This is a genomic window from Variovorax sp. 05N34, assembly GCF_056397405.1.
The window spans coordinates 29,030-43,925 of the sequence record NZ_JBFTNI010000016.1; the positions used below are offsets into that span (position 1 = coordinate 29,030).

Sequence of the window (14,896 nt, forward strand, 5' to 3'; positions counted from 1 at the left end):
TCGAGGGAATCGAGGGAATCGAGGGAATCGAGGGAATCGAATCTTCTACTGCTTGCTCGCGCTGCGGCGGCGCAGGATATCGGCATACACGGCGAGGATGATGATCACGCCGGTGACCACCGTTTGCCACTCCTGGGCCACGGAAAGAATGCGCAGGCCGTTGGTCAGCACGCTCATGATGAAGGCGCCGATGATCGTGCCGACGATGGTGCCGGTGCCTCCGCTGAGCGAAGTGCCGCCGATCACCACCGCCGCGATCGCATCGAGTTCATAGCCCTGCCCCAGCGCAGGCTGCGCGGAGTTCAGGCGAGAAGCGATCAGCAGCCCCGCGATGCCGCAGATGCCGCCGCTCACGGTATAGACGAGGATCTTCCAGAAGTCGGTGTTCACGCCGGACAGCCGCACCGCCTCTTCATTGCTGCCGAGCGCAAAGGTGTAGCGGCCCAGGATGGTCTTGTTGAGCACGATGCTCGCGGCCACAGCGACAACAAAAAGGATGAGCACCGCATTCGGGATCGGCAGCGCGGGGATGAAGTAGCCGATCAGCGAATCCTGCGAGATCACCGTGAAGCCCGGCGTGTCGTTGAAGTAGATCGGCTTGGTGCCCGAGATCACCAGCGACAGCCCTTTGAGCAGCATCATCATGCCAAGCGTTGCGATGAAGGGCGGGATTTTGAGCTTGGCGATCAGCACGCCGGAAACGAATCCTGACAGCGCGCCGAAGAAGATCGCCGCCGCAATGCCGAGCGCGAGCGGCATGCCCATGTAGGTGAGCACCACGCCCGCCATCACCGCGCAGAAGGTCATCAGCGTGCCCACCGAGAGGTCGATGCCGGCCGTGATGATGACGAAGGTGCAGGCGACCGCGAGCACGCCGTTCACGGCGGTCGATTGCAGGATGCCCACTAGGTTGTCGGTCTGCAGGAACTGTGACGAGGCGAGGCTGAAGAACAGCATCAGCGCGATCAGGCTGGCAAAGGCGAGCAGCTTCTGCCGCGTCGCCGGGCGGAACAGCCTCGCCCTCAGCGAAAAGCCCGGTGCGGCAACGGTCGAGCTGGCGGTGGGTGTCGTCAAGGCGCGTCTCCTGTCGTCGCGGCTTCGCGCCGCGTAGCGAGTTGCATGATCTTTTCCTGCGAGGCTTCGCGCCCGGCAAGCTCCCCGGTGATGCGGCCTTCGCACATCACCAGCACACGATGGCTCACGCGCAGGATCTCCGGCAGCTCCGAAGAGATCATCACGATCGCCTTGCCGCTCTCCGCCAGCGCCTTCAGCAGGCGGTAGATCTCGGCCTTGGCACCCACATCGATGCCGCGCGTCGGCTCGTCGAAAAAGAGCACGTTGCAGTCGCGCAGCAGCCACTTGGCGACGACGATCTTCTGCTGGTTGCCGCCGGACAGCAATCGCACCTGCTGGCGCACCGAAGGCGTCTTGATGTTGAGCTGCTTGACATAGCGCTCGCCCGCCGCCTCGATGGCGGGCTGGTCGACAAAGAAGCCCATCGACAGGAATCGCTTCATGCTTGGCAGCGCGATGTTCGTTTCCACGTCCATGCCGGTGGCAAGCCCGAAATGCTTGCGGTCTTCGGAGAGATAGCCGATGCCGTGCAACACGGCATCTTGCGGCGACTTGATCTTCACTTTGCGGCCATGCAGCCAGACTTCGCCGGAGTCGATGGGGTCGGCGCCGAACACCGCGCGTGCCAATTCAGTGCGGCCCGCGCCCATGAGGCCGGCAAAGCCCAGGATCTCGCCCTTGCGCAAGACGAAGCTGGCGTCGCGCACCATGGCGCCGCGGTGGATGCCCTTGGCTTCGAGCACGATCTCGTTCTGCGAAGTGTCCGGAAAATCGTTCTCGACGTCGGCGAGATGGCGTCCGACCATCATGGCGATGAGCGAGTCCATGGCGGTGTCGGCCATCCGCACGGTGGCAATGTACTGGCCATCGCGCATCACCGTCACGCGGTCGGCAATGCGCTTGAGTTCATCCATCTTGTGCGAGATATAGACGATCGCGACTCCCTGCGAACGCAACTGGCCGATGATGCGAAACAAGTCGCTCACCTCCTCGGTGTTCAGTGCGGCGGTGGGCTCGTCCATGATGAGCACGCGCGAGTCGTACGACAGCGCCTTGGCGATTTCCACCATCTGCTGCTTGGCGACGGTGAGCTCGCCCACGGGCGTGTCCGGCTCGAGCCGCAGGTGCATGCGCTCGAAGATGCGCCGTGCCTCGACGCGCATCGCCTGCTCGTCGATGAACACGCCGAATCTCCGGCGCGGCTCGCGGCCGATGAAGATGTTCTGCGCGGCGCTCAGGTGATTCATCAGGTTCAGCTCCTGATGAATGATCCCGATGCCCAGCGCCTGCGCAGCGCGCGGGCTCTCGATGTCCACCGGCCTTCCGTCGAAAGTCACTTCGCCGGCATCCTTGCGGTAGACGCCCGCGAGCACCTTCATCAACGTGGACTTGCCCGCACCGTTCTCCCCCATCAGCGCGTGCACCTCGCCGGGCAGCAGGTCGAACTGCGCCCTGTCGAGCGCACGGACGCCTGCGAAGGACTTGGTCAGATCACGGATGGTGACGATGGGTTGCGGCATGGGGTGTCGACCGGTCGTCCGACGACTCTGCCATATGGCCGAATTGGCCTGACCAGAACAAACCCTCAGGCGCCGAGGGTGAGCAGCTCCGCGCCTTCCGCGACCTGATCGCCCGGCGCGTAGAGCAGCTCTTGCACGGTACCGTCCGCGGGCGCGGCGATCGTGTGTTCCATCTTCATGGCCTCCATCACTGCGAGCGGCTGGCCGCGCGTGACCTTGTCGCCCGCCTTCACAGCGAAGGAGACGACCTTGCCGGGCATCGGTGCCGTGAGGCGCCCGCCTTCGGCGTGGACCTCGCCCGCATGCGCGAGCCGGTCGATGGCCGTGATCCGCGTCGCGCCGTCGGCAGTGAAAACGTAGGCGGTCGACTCCTCTTCATAAACGTTCAGCGTGTGTCGGCGCCCGGCAAATTGCACTTCGATCTCACCCGAGGGAAAGCTGCCGATTTCGAGGATGCCTGATGCACCGCCGACACTGAGCGACATCGCGCCGTCGTGCAAATAGCGCAACTCGGCCGTCTGCGGCTCGCCACGAAACTCGAATTCGAAAGGCCGCACCGCCACACCGTGCAACTGCCATCCGTCGCGGCGGCTGAACGGATCGGCCGTCGCTGTGGCGGATTCGTCCAGGAGCGTGCGTGCAATCGATGCGGCGGCCGCAAGCGGCAGGCCGAGCGGCTCCTGGTCGAAAAGAACGGCGCGCTCCCGTTCGATCAGCGCAGTGTCGAGCTTCGCCTTCGAGAACGAATCGGTGCGCAAGATGCCGCGCAGGAACTGCACGTTGGTCGCGACACCGACGATGTGCGTCTGCGCCAGCGCGAGATCGAGCCTCGCGAGCGCTTCGTCGCGCGTGGCGCCATGCACGATGAGCTTGGCGATCATCGAGTCGTAGAAGGGCGAGATCACGCCGCCTTCGCGCACACCGTCGTCGATGCGCACCCGGCTGCGCTGGAACGCAGTCGCCTGCGGCTTGCGATAGACGCGAAGCGTTCCGGTGGCGGGCAGGAAGTTGTTGTCCGGGTTCTCGGCGCAGATGCGTGCTTCGATCGCATGGCCGTGGATCTGGAGCTGGTCTTGCTTCAACGGCAATGCCTCGCCCGAGGCCACTCTCAGTTGCCATTCGACGAGGTCAAGCCCAGTGATGGCTTCAGTCACCGGATGCTCCACTTGCAAACGGGTGTTCATCTCCATGAAGAAGAAGTTCATTTCCCCTTCGCCGCGCTGCTCGACGATGAACTCCACCGTGCCCGCACCCACGTAGTTCACCGCGCGCGCTGCAGCCACGGCCGCTTCGCCCATCTGCTTGCGCATGGCCTCGGTCATGCCGGGCGCGGGCGCTTCCTCCAGCACCTTCTGGTGGCGGCGCTGCACGGAGCAGTCGCGCTCGAAGAGGTAGACGTAGTTTCCCTTCGTGTCACCGAAGACCTGGATCTCGATGTGGCGCGGCCGCTGCACGTATTTTTCGATGAGCACCGCGTCGTCGCCAAAGCTGTTGATCGCCTCGCGCTGGCACGAAGCCAATGCCCCCGCGAAGTCCCCAGCCTTCTCGACCACACGCATGCCCTTGCCGCCGCCGCCCGCACTTGCCTTGATGAGCACGGGATAGCCGATGCGATCGGCTTCGCGCTGCAGCAGTGCCGGGTTCTGGTCCCTGCCGTGATAGCCCGGCACCAGCGGCACGTCGGCCTTTTCCATCAGTTGCTTGGACTCGGCCTTCAGGCCCATCGCCTTGATGGCCGAAGGCGGCGGCCCGATGAAGACCAGGCCCGCATCGGCGCAGGCCTGGGCGAACTCTTCGTTCTCGCTCAGGAATCCGTAGCCCGGATGGACCGCTTCGGCGCCCGTGGCCTTGGCCGCTTCGAGGATTTTTTCCCAGCGCAGGTAGCTGTCCTTGGGCGCGCTTCCGCCAAGGTGGACCGACTCATCGCAGGCGCGCACATGATTGGCGTGCGCGTCCGCGTCGGAATAGACAGCCACCGTGCGAACCGCCATGCGGCGGGCTGTCGCTGCAACTCTGCATGCGATCTCGCCGCGATTGGCGATCAGGATCTTCTTAAACATTCGATGAGTCTCCGGGAGGATTCTTCTTGAGCTGGAACGCGGGCACCACGCCCGGATCGGCATGGCCGCTGAAGATGCGGGCCACGCGGCTGAAAAGCGATTTGAGGAAGCGCCAGCTCTTGCGGATGAGCCAAACGCTGAGCACGAGCACGCCGATGAACAGCACGCCGAAGACCAGCGGATGCGCAACCGCCAGCCACAAGCCGGCCGGAACCATGGTGTCTTCGACGAGCGAGGCGCCGATGTTGCTGAAGGGTTCCGGCGACGTATTGATGGCCGCGCGAGTCGTCGCCTTGGCCGCATGCGCCGTGGCCGCAAAGCTGCCACCGAGCAGCGCCGCGACCAGGGCCATCGCCGCATGGTCGGCGCCGAACACACCAGCCGCCAGCGCAGCGCCGGCTGGGATGCGGATCGCAGTGTGGACCATGTCCCAGATGGAGTCGAGGCCCGGGATCTTGTCGGCGAAGAACTCGACAAAAACCATGAAGCCGCTCGCCGCGATGACGACTGGATGCGCGAGCAATTGCAAGCCTTGGGGCAAGGGCAGCCAGCCAAGATAGCCGGCAAGCCCCGTCAACAGCACCACCAGATAGAGGCGAACGCCACTGGCCCAGCCCAACGCCGCGGCCAACGCCAACAGTTGGGGCATATCCAAAGACGTCATCGCTCACCCCCAGCATTCAGCATGCTTGTCAGGCCAGCCAACTCGGCTTGCGCTTCTGCAGGAAGGCCTGAACGCCTTCGCGCCCCTGTTCGCTCGCGCGGATGTCGGCGATGCCCTGGACTGTCTTGGCGACCAATGCGTCGTCGATCTCCTGGCCTGCGACATCGGCAATAAGGGTCTTGCACGCACGCACCGCCGCTGGGCTGGCGTTGGTGAGCGCCTTGACGATCTCCGCGACCTTCGCATCGAGACCGTCGGCGTCGACCACCTCATGCACGAAACCGATGCGGTGCGCTTCCTTGGCAGAAAAGCGTTCGGCCGTGAGGAACCAGCGTTGCGCTGCGCGCGTGCCCATCGCACGCAGCACGTAAGGGCTGATGGTGGCGGGGATCAAGCCGATCTTGACTTCGCTCAGGCAATACCAGGCGGTGTCGACGCTCACGGCGATATCGCAGGCGGCAACCAACCCCATGCCGCCCGCATAGACATCTCCCTGCACGCGAGCGATGACGGGCTTGGGGCTCTCGTGGATCGTGCGCAGCATCGCCGCGAGCGCCGCTGCGTCGGCGGTGTTTTCATCGCGCGTGAAATCAGCCGCGCGGCGCATCCAGTTGAGATTCGCGCCCGCGCAAAATGCCGGGCCGTTGGCGCCGAGCACGATCACCCGCACTTCAGCCGCCGCACTCGCCTCTGCAAAGGCTTCGCCGAGTTCGCGGATGACGACGTCATCGAAAGCATTGCGCAATTCGGGCCGGTTGAGCCAGATGCGTGCAACCGCGCCTTCGATGGCAAGTTCGAGTGTGGTGAAGTTATTCATTCAATGCTCTCTGTGAACACCTGCAGGCTGGGACGAGGGATTCATCCCTTGCTTTCCTGCTGCAACAGATACACCCAGTCCAGCTCGGGGCCGGGGTGGACCATTGCCGTCAGTGCGGCCGTCAATTGGCCGCGGTGATGGGTCGCATGATTGAAGACATGGCCAAGCGCCGGCGCGAAAGGGATCCGCACCTCCTCGCCGTTGTTCCGCGTGTAGACCAGCTCGCCATTGAAGCGCTCCGGCTCCAGCGTTGCCAGCCAGGGGCTCCAGCGTGTCACGGCTTCCCCGAGTTGCTTGCAGACTTCGGCGCGGTCGGTGTGCAGTTCGGTGTCGAGCGCAAGGCGCGGCGACTTGCCTTCCGCAAAGCGCGAAAACCAGATGGTGTCCGTCAGCAGCAGGTGATTGACGGTGCGATGCACGGAGCGAAAGAAAAGCCCGCAGTCGCGGTGCCAGTCGTCGTCGGACAGTCCGTGCAGGTTCGTTCCGATCAACCTGTTCGTCGCCCAGACGTGATAGCGCCCCAGGCTTGCGAAGTAATTCGGTAGCGTCATGGCACTCTCCTCACATGCGGAAGACGCCGAACTTCGGCTCTGGGATTGGCGCATTGCGCGCCGCCGCAAGACCCAGCGCCAGCACGCGGCGCGTATCGGCCGGGTCGATGATGCCGTCGTCCCACAAGCGCGCCGTCGCGTAATACGGGTGCCCCTGGGCTTCGTACTGGCTGCGGATCGGCGCCTTGAACGCCTCTTCTTCGTCCGCGCTCCACTGCCCGCCCTTGGCCTCGATGCCGTCGCGCTTGACGGTGGCGAGCACGCTGGCAGCCTGCTCGCCGCCCATCACGCTGATGCGCGCGTTGGGCCACATCCAGAGAAAGCGTGGCGAGTAGGCGCGGCCGCACATGCCGTAGTTGCCTGCGCCGAAGCTGCCTCCGATGATGATGGTGAACTTCGGCACGCTGGCGGTGGCTACCGCAGTCACCATCTTGGCGCCATGGCGCGCGATACCTTCGTTCTCGTACTTGCGGCCCACCATGAAGCCGGTGATGTTCTGGAGGAACACCAGCGGGATCTTGCGCTGACAGCACAGCTCGATGAAGTGCGCGCCCTTCTGCGCCGATTCGGAAAAGAGGATGCCGTTGTTCGCGACGATGCCCACCGGCATGCCTTCGATCTCCGCGAAGCCGCAGACCAGCGTGCTGCCGAAGCGCGATTTGAACTCGTGGAATTCGCTGCCGTCGACGATGCGCGCGATGATCTCGCGCACGTCGAAGGGCTTGCGGGTGTCCACCGGAATCACGCCGTAGAGCTCTTCGGCTGCGAAGACGGGTGGGCGCGGCGTTGCGACCGCAGCAGCGTTCGTGTCGTTCGCGCGAGCGCGTGCATTGAGGTTGGCGACCGCCGTGCGCGCGAGCGCCAACGCGTGCAGATCGTTTTGCGCCAGATGGTCGGCCACGCCCGAGAGCCGCGTGTGCACGTCGCCACCGCCGAGGTCTTCCGCTGTGACGACCTCGCCGGTCGCCGCCTTCACGAGCGGGGGGCCGCCCAGGAAGATGGTGCCCTGGTTCTTGACGATGATGCTTTCATCGCTCATTGCAGGAACGTAAGCGCCGCCAGCCGTGCATGAGCCCATCACCACCGCGATCTGCGCAATGCCCTGCGCGCTCATGTTCGCCTGGTTGTAGAAGATGCGCCCGAAGTGATCGCGATCGGGAAAGACCTCGTCCTGGTTCGGCAGGTTGGCACCGCCGGAGTCGACCAGATAGATGCAAGGCAGGCGATTCTGCTCGGCGATCTCTTGCGCGCGCAGATGCTTCTTGACCGTCATCGGGTAGTAGGTCCCGCCCTTCACCGTCGCGTCGTTGCACACGATCATGCAGTCGACGCCACTGACGCGGCCGATGCCTGCGATGAGGCCCGCACCCGGCGCCGCGCCGTGATACATGGCATGCGCGGCGAGCGGTGCCACTTCGAGAAAGGGCGTGCCGGGGTCGAGCAACTGCGCGACGCGATCGCGCGGCAGCAGCTTGCCGCGTGCCGTGTGCTTGCTTCGTGCGGCCTCGCCGCCGCCGGCTTCGACCTTGGCGAACTGATCGCGCAGGTCATCGACCAGCGTGCGCATGGCCGTTGCATTGGCCTGGAATTCGGCCGAGCGCGCGTTGAGTTTCGAATCCAGTTTCATTGGGCCCCCACGCTCGGCACTGTTGTGTCCTCGCTTCCCCCCAAGGGGGCGCGAGCTTGCTTGAAGCGGTTCTGCGCTGCGCTCATCATGCTGTCTTGTCCTCATCGAGCCCCAGGCGGCCCTTCATCGCTTCGCGAATCTTGAATTTCTGAATCTTGCCGGTGACCGTCATCGGGAATTCGGTGACGAACTCGATGTACTTCGGCACCTTGTAGTGCGCGATCTGGCCCTTGCAGAAGTCGCGGATCTCATCGGCGTTCACTGTCTGTCCCGGCTTGGCAATCACCCAGGCGCAGAGTTCTTCGCCGTATTTCTTGTCGGGCAGGCCCACCACCTGAACGTCCTGCACCTTCGGATGCCGATACAGGAATTCCTCGATCTCGCGCGGATAGATGTTTTCGCCGCCGCGAATCACCAGGTCCTTGATGCGGCCGACGATGTTGACGTAGCCCTCGGCATCCATCGTGGCGAGGTCGCCGGTGTGCATCCAGCCTTCGGAATCGATGGCTTCACGCGTCTTCTCTTCGTCTTCCCAGTAGCCGTGCATGACCGAGTAGCCGCGCGTGCAGAACTCGCCGGACTGGCCGCGCTCGACGATCTCGCCCGTGGTGGGGTCGATGATCTTGATTTCGAGATGCGGCTGCACCGTGCCGACGGTCGACACGCGCTTTTCGAGCGGCGTGTCGGTCGAGCTCTGGCAGCTCACCGGGCTTGTTTCGGTCATGCCATAGGCGATGGTGATTTCGCTCAGATGCATCTGTTCGACGACGCGCTTCATGACCTCGGTCGGGCAAGGCGAGCCGGCCATGATGCCGGTGCGCAAGGTCGAGAAGTCGAACTCCTTGAAGCGCGGGTGGTCCAGCTCCGCGATGAACATCGTGGGCACGCCATGAACGCCGGTGCACTTTTCGGCTTGCACCGTCTGCATCACCGTCAGCGGATCGAAGCCGTCATTGGGATAGACGATGGTCGATCCGTGCGTGATGCACGCCAGATTGCCCAGCACCATGCCAAAGCAGTGATACAGCGGCACCGGAATGCACAACCTGTCCGCCGGCGAAAGCTTCATGCATTCGCCGATGAAGAAACCATTGTTGAGAATATTGCGGTGCGTCAGCGTCGCGCCCTTGGGAAAGCCTGTGGTGCCGCTGGTGAACTGGATGTTGATGGGGTCCGTCGCCTTCAATGGCTTGGCCGCGGCTGCCACCTGCGGGTCGTCGGCCGATCCGCTGGCCAGCAGGCTCGAGAAGCRCATCAGCCCCGGAAGCTCGCCGCTGTCAGCATCGGTATCGATCCACGCCACAGCGCGCAAATGCGGCAAGCGCGCGGCGCTCAAGGCGCCAGGCGTTGCGCTCGCGAGTTCAGGCGCCAGTTCGCGCAGCATGCCGACGTAGTCGCTGGTCTTGAAACTCTTCATCGTGACCAGCGCCTTGCACCCCACCTTGTTGAGCGCGTATTCAAGCTCCGAGGTGCGATAGGCCGGATTGATGTTGACCAGGATGATGCCGACCTTCGCCGTGGCGAGCTGCATCAGCACCCAGGGCGCGTTGTTGTGCGACCAGATGCCGACGCGATCGCCCGGAACCAGCCCCAGCTTCAGCAGCGCGCTCGCGAGCCGGTTGGATTCGCGCTGGAGTTCGAGGTAGCTGTAGCGCTTCTTCTCATGCACGCTGACCAGCGCTTCGCGGTCGCCTTGCCGCGCGGCCATGTCGTCGAAGAAGTCGCCGATGGTCTGCTCGATCAGCGGGACGTCGGTGGCGCCTTGCGCCAGGCTGGGCGTCAGGGTCATGGTGGCTCCTTCAGGCTGTTTCGGAAAACAACTCGCGGCCGATCAGCATGCGGCGGATTTCGGACGTGCCCGCGCCGATCTCGTAGAGCTTGGCATCGCGCCACAAACGCTCGACCGGAAAGTCCTTGGTATAGCCGACGCCGCCGAGCGCCTGGATCGCCTCGCCGGCCATCCAGGTCGCCTTTTCGGCCGAGTAGAGGATGGCGCCGGCCGCATCCTTGCGGAAGGTGCGCGCATGGTCGTTGCGGTCGCAAGCCTTGCCGACGGCATAGACGTAGGCGCGCGTGGCCTGCCAGGTCGAGTACATGTCCGCCAGCTTGCCCTGCATCAGCTGGAATTCGCCGATGCTCTGGCCGAATTGCTTGCGCTCGTGGACGAAGGGCAGCACGGCATCCATGCACGCCGCCATGATGCCCAGCGGACCGCCGGAGAGCACGGCGCGCTCGTAGTCCAGTCCGCTCATCAAGACCCGCGCGCCCTGGCCTTCGCCACCCAGCACGTTTTCCTCAGGCACTTCGCAGTTGTCGAAGAAGAGCGGAAAAGTGTTGGAGCCGCGCATGCCGAGCTTGTCGAGCTTGGTGCCTGCCGAGAAGCCCTTGAAGCTCTTTTCGACGATGAAGGCGGTCATTCCGCGGGCGCCCATCTCCGGCTCGGTCTTGGCGTAGATGACCAGCGTGTCGGCGTCGCCGCCGTTGGTGATCCACATCTTGCCGCCGTTGAGCACATAGCGGGCGCCCTTTTTTTCGGCCCGCAGCTTCATGCTGACGACGTCGGAGCCGGCGTTGGGCTCGCTCATCGCCAGTGCGCCGACGTGCTCGCCGCTCACCAGCTTGGGCAGGTACTTCTTCTTTTGCGCATCGGTGCCGTTGCGATGGATCTGGTTGACGCACAGGTTGGAATGCGCGCCGTACGACAAGCCCACCGACGCCGAAGCGCGCGAGACTTCTTCCATGGCGACGATGTGCGCGAGGTAGCCGAGCTCGGTGCCGCCGTATTGCTCCTTGACCGTCATGCCGTGAAGGCCGAGGTCGCCGAGCTTTTTCCAGAGATCGTGCGGGAACAGGTTGTCGCGGTCGATGTCCGCGGCGCGCGGCGCGATTTCCTCGGCGCAAAAGTGCTGGATGGCGTCGCGAAGGGAATCGATGGTGTCACCCAGGTCGAAGTTCAGGCCGGGATCGTGCATGGGGTTGTCTCCTCAAAAGCATCGGCCGCGCGGGATTTTCGTGCGCGGAAAGACCGCAGCTTACGCCGTGTGCCGTTGCAATTGGCGCCACAATGGTTGCAAATCACGCCACCATCTTCAGCCGCCGCCATGTCCTCATCCCCCTTTCGCAGCGCCGGCCGAGCAGCCACGCCGATGGCCTTTGTGAGAGCGATTGCGCTAGGGTACGAGCGCTATGGGATGGACCCTGCAGGCGCCTTGGCAGAGGCACGGATTGCGCCGCAAGAGGTGCGAAATCCGCAGGCAAAAGTGACGGCAGCGCAGTTCGAGGTGCTCTCGGGGCACGCGATGCAAGAGCTGGACGACGAGGCGCTCGGCTGGTTCTCGCGCAAGCTGCCCTGGGGCACCTACGGGATGCTGTGCCGCGCCTCGATCGGATCTCCGGATCTGGGCGTGGCAATCAAGCGCTGGTGCCGCCACCATCGCCTGCTGACCGAGGACATCACGCTAGATCTGACGGTGACTGGCGGCACGGCAACCGTATCGATCACCGAACATCGCGCACTGGGTGTGTTCCGGGAGTTCTGCCTTGTATCGAGCCTGCGCTTCTTGCATGGCTACGCCTGCTGGGCCATCGACTCCCGCGTCTCGCTGAGCGCCGCATCGTTTTCCTTCGAGGCACCGCCGCACTGCGACGCCTACCCGTTGATGTTCGGCGGCGAATTGCGCTTCGGTGCCGACCGGACGAGTTACAGCTTCGATGCCCGCTACCTCGAGCTGCCATTGCAGCGCGACGAGCGGGCGCTCCGGACGATGCTGAAGCGCGCCCTGCCGCTGACGGTGCTGCAATACCGCCGCGACCGGCTGCTAGGACAGCGCGTGCGCGAACTCTTGCGAAAGCGCGGTAGCGAAGGCGCAACGGCCGATGCCATCGCCGCGCTGCTGAACGTGTCCAGCCGTACCTTGCACCGTCAATTGCTGGAAGAAGGCGTTTCGCTGCAGACGCTGAAGGATGAAGTTCGCCACGAATTGGCTGCGGAGCAACTGCGCCGCACCGACCGGCCCATCAAGCAGATCGCGCTGGCCGTGGGGTTCCGCAACGAAAAGAGCTTTTCGCGTGCCTTCCGGGCATGGTCCGGCGCCACGCCCGGCGCCTTCAGGCGTCGCGACCTGCCGAGCGGCTAAGGAAGTCGGCCCAACGAAAGCTGTAACCGCCGTTGGATTTGTGACTAAATGCTCACCCCAGCCATCCACGCCTTTGGCTACGCCAGAAGGCCCTCGATGGTGCCCCTACGATCGCCGTCATGCAGAACTTTCCCGACACCGACAGCGAAGACTTTGCCGACCTCATGGACTTCATCGTCACGTCCGGACGCACGCGCAACGGCACCTTCGTGACTGAAAACGCTGAAAAGCTGGTCAATCAGATGTGGGCCGGCCGCGCCCAAGCCATGACCCAATCGCTGATCGCCATGGCGAATGCTGCAGCGCCCGGCAAGCGCTGAGCGCCTTCAATCGCTTTCAGTCGCCTTCAATCGCCTTTGACGCGCCCAGCGACTGCCTGAGCGCCTGGAAATCCGGCGACCGCCGCAACGCACTGCGGCCCGCCGCGATCAGCCGGGTGACTTCCTCGTCGCCGATTGAGAACGCCGTCGGGATCTGAAGCAGCCGCAAACGCAGTTCACCATCGGCTGCGTCCCGAAGATTCACCTGCACCACGTGGATCTCGGCATCTGGCGCGAACGCATCCTTGCCATCGGCGCTTCGGACTTTCAGGTCTTCGCGCCACTGCCGCGTGGTGTCGAGCAGGAATTCCTGCGTCTCCAGGGTCGCTCGCGCGCCAGCGCCGAACAGCAGTGTGTCGGCCACCGCCCTGATGCCCGGCAGCTTGTCGCTCCGATCGATGTTGTTGGCCGGATCACGCGCCGAGTTCACGCTGATGACCACCAGCTTGCGCACCGTGCCGGGCGGAATGCCGACTTCCTCGAAACTCCGGCGCAATCCGCCTCCCACCAGCGCGCGGTCGAGCAGCCTGCGCACGGCGAGGTTGTCGGCGACGCCGCCGTCCACGAGGTGAATGAAAGGACGCGCTTCCCCATCGAGATAGCTGTTCGCCTGCATGCGGAACATGCGGGCGCGGTAGTTGCCGCCGACGCGCGCGGCGAGTCGCGGAACGATGCCTCGCTCCCGGCACTCCAGTGCGTAGTTCTTCAGCGTCAGCGGGCTCAGCAGGATCGGCACGGCGGACGACGCCGCGACCGCGAACGACAGCGGAACGCTCTGCAGATCGGAACAGATCAGCTCGAACTGGTCCGCGGTGAACTCGAACGGTGTGCCCAGCGACATGTCGGTCGCGGCGATCACGAGCTGTGGATGGCGCGGATTGCGCTCCACGTCGGCGTAGGTCTTGCCTTCGTAGATCTCGTCGAGCCGCCGCGCCAGCAGATGCGTGCGGCCATACCAGGGCGAGGTGAGGTCGTACAGGCTGCCGGGCCGAAGCGCCTGCCATATCAGGCTGTTCTGGAAGTTCTGCCGCAGGAAATCGCGCTCGAAATCAGGCAGCCTTTCGGCGCCGAAGGCTGCGTAGTAGGCGGCAAGGATGCTGCCGCCGGACACGCCGCTGATGACATCGGTCGCGTCGAGCAAGTCGGTGTCGTGGCCGCTCCATTTGAATGTGGTGTCGTGGAGTTCTTCGAGCACGCCGTAGCCGAAAGCAGCGGCACGCGCGCCGCCGCCGGACAGGGTGACGGCCACCAGGATGCTCGGATCGCGCCCCGTCGCACCGGCGACGAGACCACTGGCCGGTGGATTCTCGGGCAGCGGCTCGTTGAGCCATGGTCGCAGCGACGAACAGCCTGCGACGCACGCGGCGATCAAAAGACCACAGAGTGCGCGCAGACCCTGCATGCGACTCAGGCCGCAACGGCTCGCCAATCGGCAAGGAGCGACGGCAACTGCGCCATGTCCGTGAACACATGCGCGACTCCGACGGCGCGCAGCGCATCGGGGCTGCTGTGGCCAAGATCGCTCGGGCTGTAGCCGAAGACCGTCGCCCCGGCGGCCACACCCGCCCTGGCGCCGGTGATGGTGTCTTCCACCACCGCGCAGCGCGCCGGATCGACGCCCAGAGCGGTCGAAGCAGCCAGGTACACGTCGGGCGCCGGTTTCGAGCGCGGTTGCTCATGCCCGCTGAAGATGCGGCCTTCGAAGCAATCGAGGATGCCGATCTTCTCGAGCTGCAGTTCGACCTTGAATCGGTCGGCGCCCGACGCGCAGGCAATGCGGCCGTCCAGGGCGGCATGCAATGCACGCGCCGCCAGTGCCGCGCCCGGAATGGCGACGAGGTCGCGTTCCAGCGCTTCGTTGCGGCGCAGGCGAAAGCGATGAAGCCATTCGGGCGTGATCGCAAAGCCGGTGCGTGCCTCGATCAGCGCGGTTTCGTCCTTGACCGCCTTGCCCGTGAAGATCCGCATGGATTCGTCGACAGTCAACGCCCAGCCGAGTTCGCCGAGCATTTCGGCGAGGACGCGGTTGGTGATGGGCTCGGAATCGACGAGGACGCCGTCGCAGTCGAACAGGACGGCATCGAAGGGGATGGCTTTCATGGCGGCCATCGTAATCATTTTGCGGAC

At 64.4% G+C, this 14,896-nt stretch carries 13 protein-coding genes; 2 read left to right on the forward strand and 11 right to left on the reverse strand.

The window, feature by feature from the left end:
- Positions 1-45: 45 nt before the first annotated feature.
- The 9 genes from AC1DMA_RS28630 to AC1DMA_RS28670 all read right to left on the reverse strand — a co-directional run bounded on the left by AC1DMA_RS28630 (position 46) and on the right by AC1DMA_RS28670 (position 11,285).
- Positions 46-1,074, reverse strand: coding sequence for an ABC transporter permease (locus tag AC1DMA_RS28630; protein ID WP_478125893.1), 1,029 nt, complete (start codon positions 1,072-1,074; stop codon positions 46-48).
- Positions 1,071-2,594, reverse strand: a complete 1,524-nt coding sequence (locus tag AC1DMA_RS28635) for a sugar ABC transporter ATP-binding protein (RefSeq protein WP_478146266.1) — start codon at positions 2,592-2,594, stop codon at positions 1,071-1,073. The genes AC1DMA_RS28630 and AC1DMA_RS28635 overlap by 4 nt, the downstream gene beginning before the upstream one ends.
- A 65-nt stretch (positions 2,595-2,659) precedes the next feature.
- Entirely contained in the window at positions 2,660-4,654 is a 1,995-nt protein-coding gene (locus AC1DMA_RS28640; protein WP_478146267.1) for an acetyl/propionyl/methylcrotonyl-CoA carboxylase subunit alpha, read from the reverse strand.
- Positions 4,647-5,318, reverse strand: coding sequence for a DUF4126 domain-containing protein (locus AC1DMA_RS28645; protein ID WP_478125890.1), 672 nt, complete (start codon positions 5,316-5,318; stop codon positions 4,647-4,649). Before AC1DMA_RS28645 ends, AC1DMA_RS28640 begins: the two co-directional genes overlap by 8 nt.
- A gap of 28 nt (positions 5,319-5,346) precedes the next feature.
- Positions 5,347-6,135 (reverse strand): enoyl-CoA hydratase/isomerase family protein, encoded by a 789-nt coding sequence (locus tag AC1DMA_RS28650; protein ID WP_478146268.1) that lies wholly within the window; start codon positions 6,133-6,135, stop codon positions 5,347-5,349.
- A 41-nt stretch (positions 6,136-6,176) separates the two neighbouring features.
- Positions 6,177-6,686, reverse strand: a complete 510-nt coding sequence (locus tag AC1DMA_RS28655; RefSeq protein WP_478125888.1) for a DinB family protein — start codon at positions 6,684-6,686, stop codon at positions 6,177-6,179.
- A gap of 10 nt (positions 6,687-6,696) precedes the next feature.
- Positions 6,697-8,313 (reverse strand): carboxyl transferase domain-containing protein, encoded by a 1,617-nt coding sequence (locus AC1DMA_RS28660; RefSeq protein WP_478146269.1) that lies wholly within the window; start codon positions 8,311-8,313, stop codon positions 6,697-6,699.
- Positions 8,314-8,398: 85 nt separating this feature from the next.
- On the reverse strand, positions 8,399-10,102 hold the full coding sequence (locus tag AC1DMA_RS28665; protein ID WP_478146270.1) for an AMP-binding protein: 1,704 nt from the start codon (positions 10,100-10,102) through the stop codon (positions 8,399-8,401).
- Positions 10,103-10,112: 10 nt separating this feature from the next.
- On the reverse strand, positions 10,113-11,285 hold the full coding sequence (locus AC1DMA_RS28670; RefSeq protein ID WP_478146271.1) for an isovaleryl-CoA dehydrogenase: 1,173 nt from the start codon (positions 11,283-11,285) through the stop codon (positions 10,113-10,115).
- Between the two features lie 129 nt (positions 11,286-11,414).
- Here AC1DMA_RS28670 and AC1DMA_RS28675 point away from each other — a divergent pair, with 129 nt between their 5' ends.
- Both AC1DMA_RS28675 and AC1DMA_RS28680 read left to right on the forward strand, forming a co-directional pair.
- On the forward strand, positions 11,415-12,449 hold the full coding sequence (locus AC1DMA_RS28675) for an AraC family transcriptional regulator (RefSeq protein WP_478125884.1): 1,035 nt from the start codon (positions 11,415-11,417) through the stop codon (positions 12,447-12,449).
- Positions 12,450-12,568: 119 nt separating this feature from the next.
- Positions 12,569-12,769 carry a hypothetical protein gene (locus tag AC1DMA_RS28680; protein ID WP_478146272.1) on the forward strand — a complete coding sequence of 67 codons (201 nt, stop codon included), beginning with the start codon at positions 12,569-12,571 and terminating at the stop codon, positions 12,767-12,769.
- 16 nt (positions 12,770-12,785) lie between these two features.
- Here the strand turns inward: AC1DMA_RS28680 and AC1DMA_RS28685 are convergent, their stop codons facing one another.
- Together AC1DMA_RS28685 and AC1DMA_RS28690 are read right to left on the reverse strand one after the other, a co-directional pair.
- Positions 12,786-14,171 carry a patatin-like phospholipase family protein gene (locus AC1DMA_RS28685; RefSeq protein ID WP_478146273.1) on the reverse strand — a complete coding sequence of 462 codons (1,386 nt, stop codon included), beginning with the start codon at positions 14,169-14,171 and terminating at the stop codon, positions 12,786-12,788.
- Between the two features lie 5 nt (positions 14,172-14,176).
- Positions 14,177-14,869 (reverse strand): HAD family hydrolase, encoded by a 693-nt coding sequence (locus AC1DMA_RS28690; protein WP_478146274.1) that lies wholly within the window; start codon positions 14,867-14,869, stop codon positions 14,177-14,179.
- Positions 14,870-14,896 lie beyond the last annotated feature (27 nt).

Excerpts from the sequence above, each read along its gene's own strand:
- AC1DMA_RS28645 (WP_478125890.1), bottom strand. The coding sequence starts at position 5,318 with ATGACGTCTTTGGATATGCCCCAACTGTTGGCGTTGGCCGCGGCGTTG.
- AC1DMA_RS28670 (WP_478146271.1), bottom strand. The coding sequence starts at position 11,285 with ATGCACGATCCCGGCCTGAACTTCGACCTGGGTGACACCATCGATTCC.
- AC1DMA_RS28655 (WP_478125888.1), bottom strand. The coding sequence starts at position 6,686 with ATGACGCTACCGAATTACTTCGCAAGCCTGGGGCGCTATCACGTCTGG.
- AC1DMA_RS28650 (WP_478146268.1), bottom strand. The coding sequence starts at position 6,135 with ATGAATAACTTCACCACACTCGAACTTGCCATCGAAGGCGCGGTTGCA.
- AC1DMA_RS28635 (WP_478146266.1), bottom strand. The coding sequence starts at position 2,594 with ATGCCGCAACCCATCGTCACCATCCGTGATCTGACCAAGTCCTTCGCA.
- AC1DMA_RS28660 (WP_478146269.1), bottom strand. The coding sequence starts at position 8,313 with ATGAAACTGGATTCGAAACTCAACGCGCGCTCGGCCGAATTCCAGGCC.
- AC1DMA_RS28640 (WP_478146267.1), bottom strand. The coding sequence starts at position 4,654 with ATGTTTAAGAAGATCCTGATCGCCAATCGCGGCGAGATCGCATGCAGA.
- AC1DMA_RS28680 (WP_478146272.1), top strand. The coding sequence starts at position 12,569 with ATGCAGAACTTTCCCGACACCGACAGCGAAGACTTTGCCGACCTCATG.
- AC1DMA_RS28675 (WP_478125884.1), top strand. The coding sequence starts at position 11,415 with ATGTCCTCATCCCCCTTTCGCAGCGCCGGCCGAGCAGCCACGCCGATG.
- AC1DMA_RS28685 (WP_478146273.1), bottom strand. The coding sequence starts at position 14,171 with ATGCAGGGTCTGCGCGCACTCTGTGGTCTTTTGATCGCCGCGTGCGTC.
- AC1DMA_RS28690 (WP_478146274.1), bottom strand. The coding sequence starts at position 14,869 with ATGAAAGCCATCCCCTTCGATGCCGTCCTGTTCGACTGCGACGGCGTC.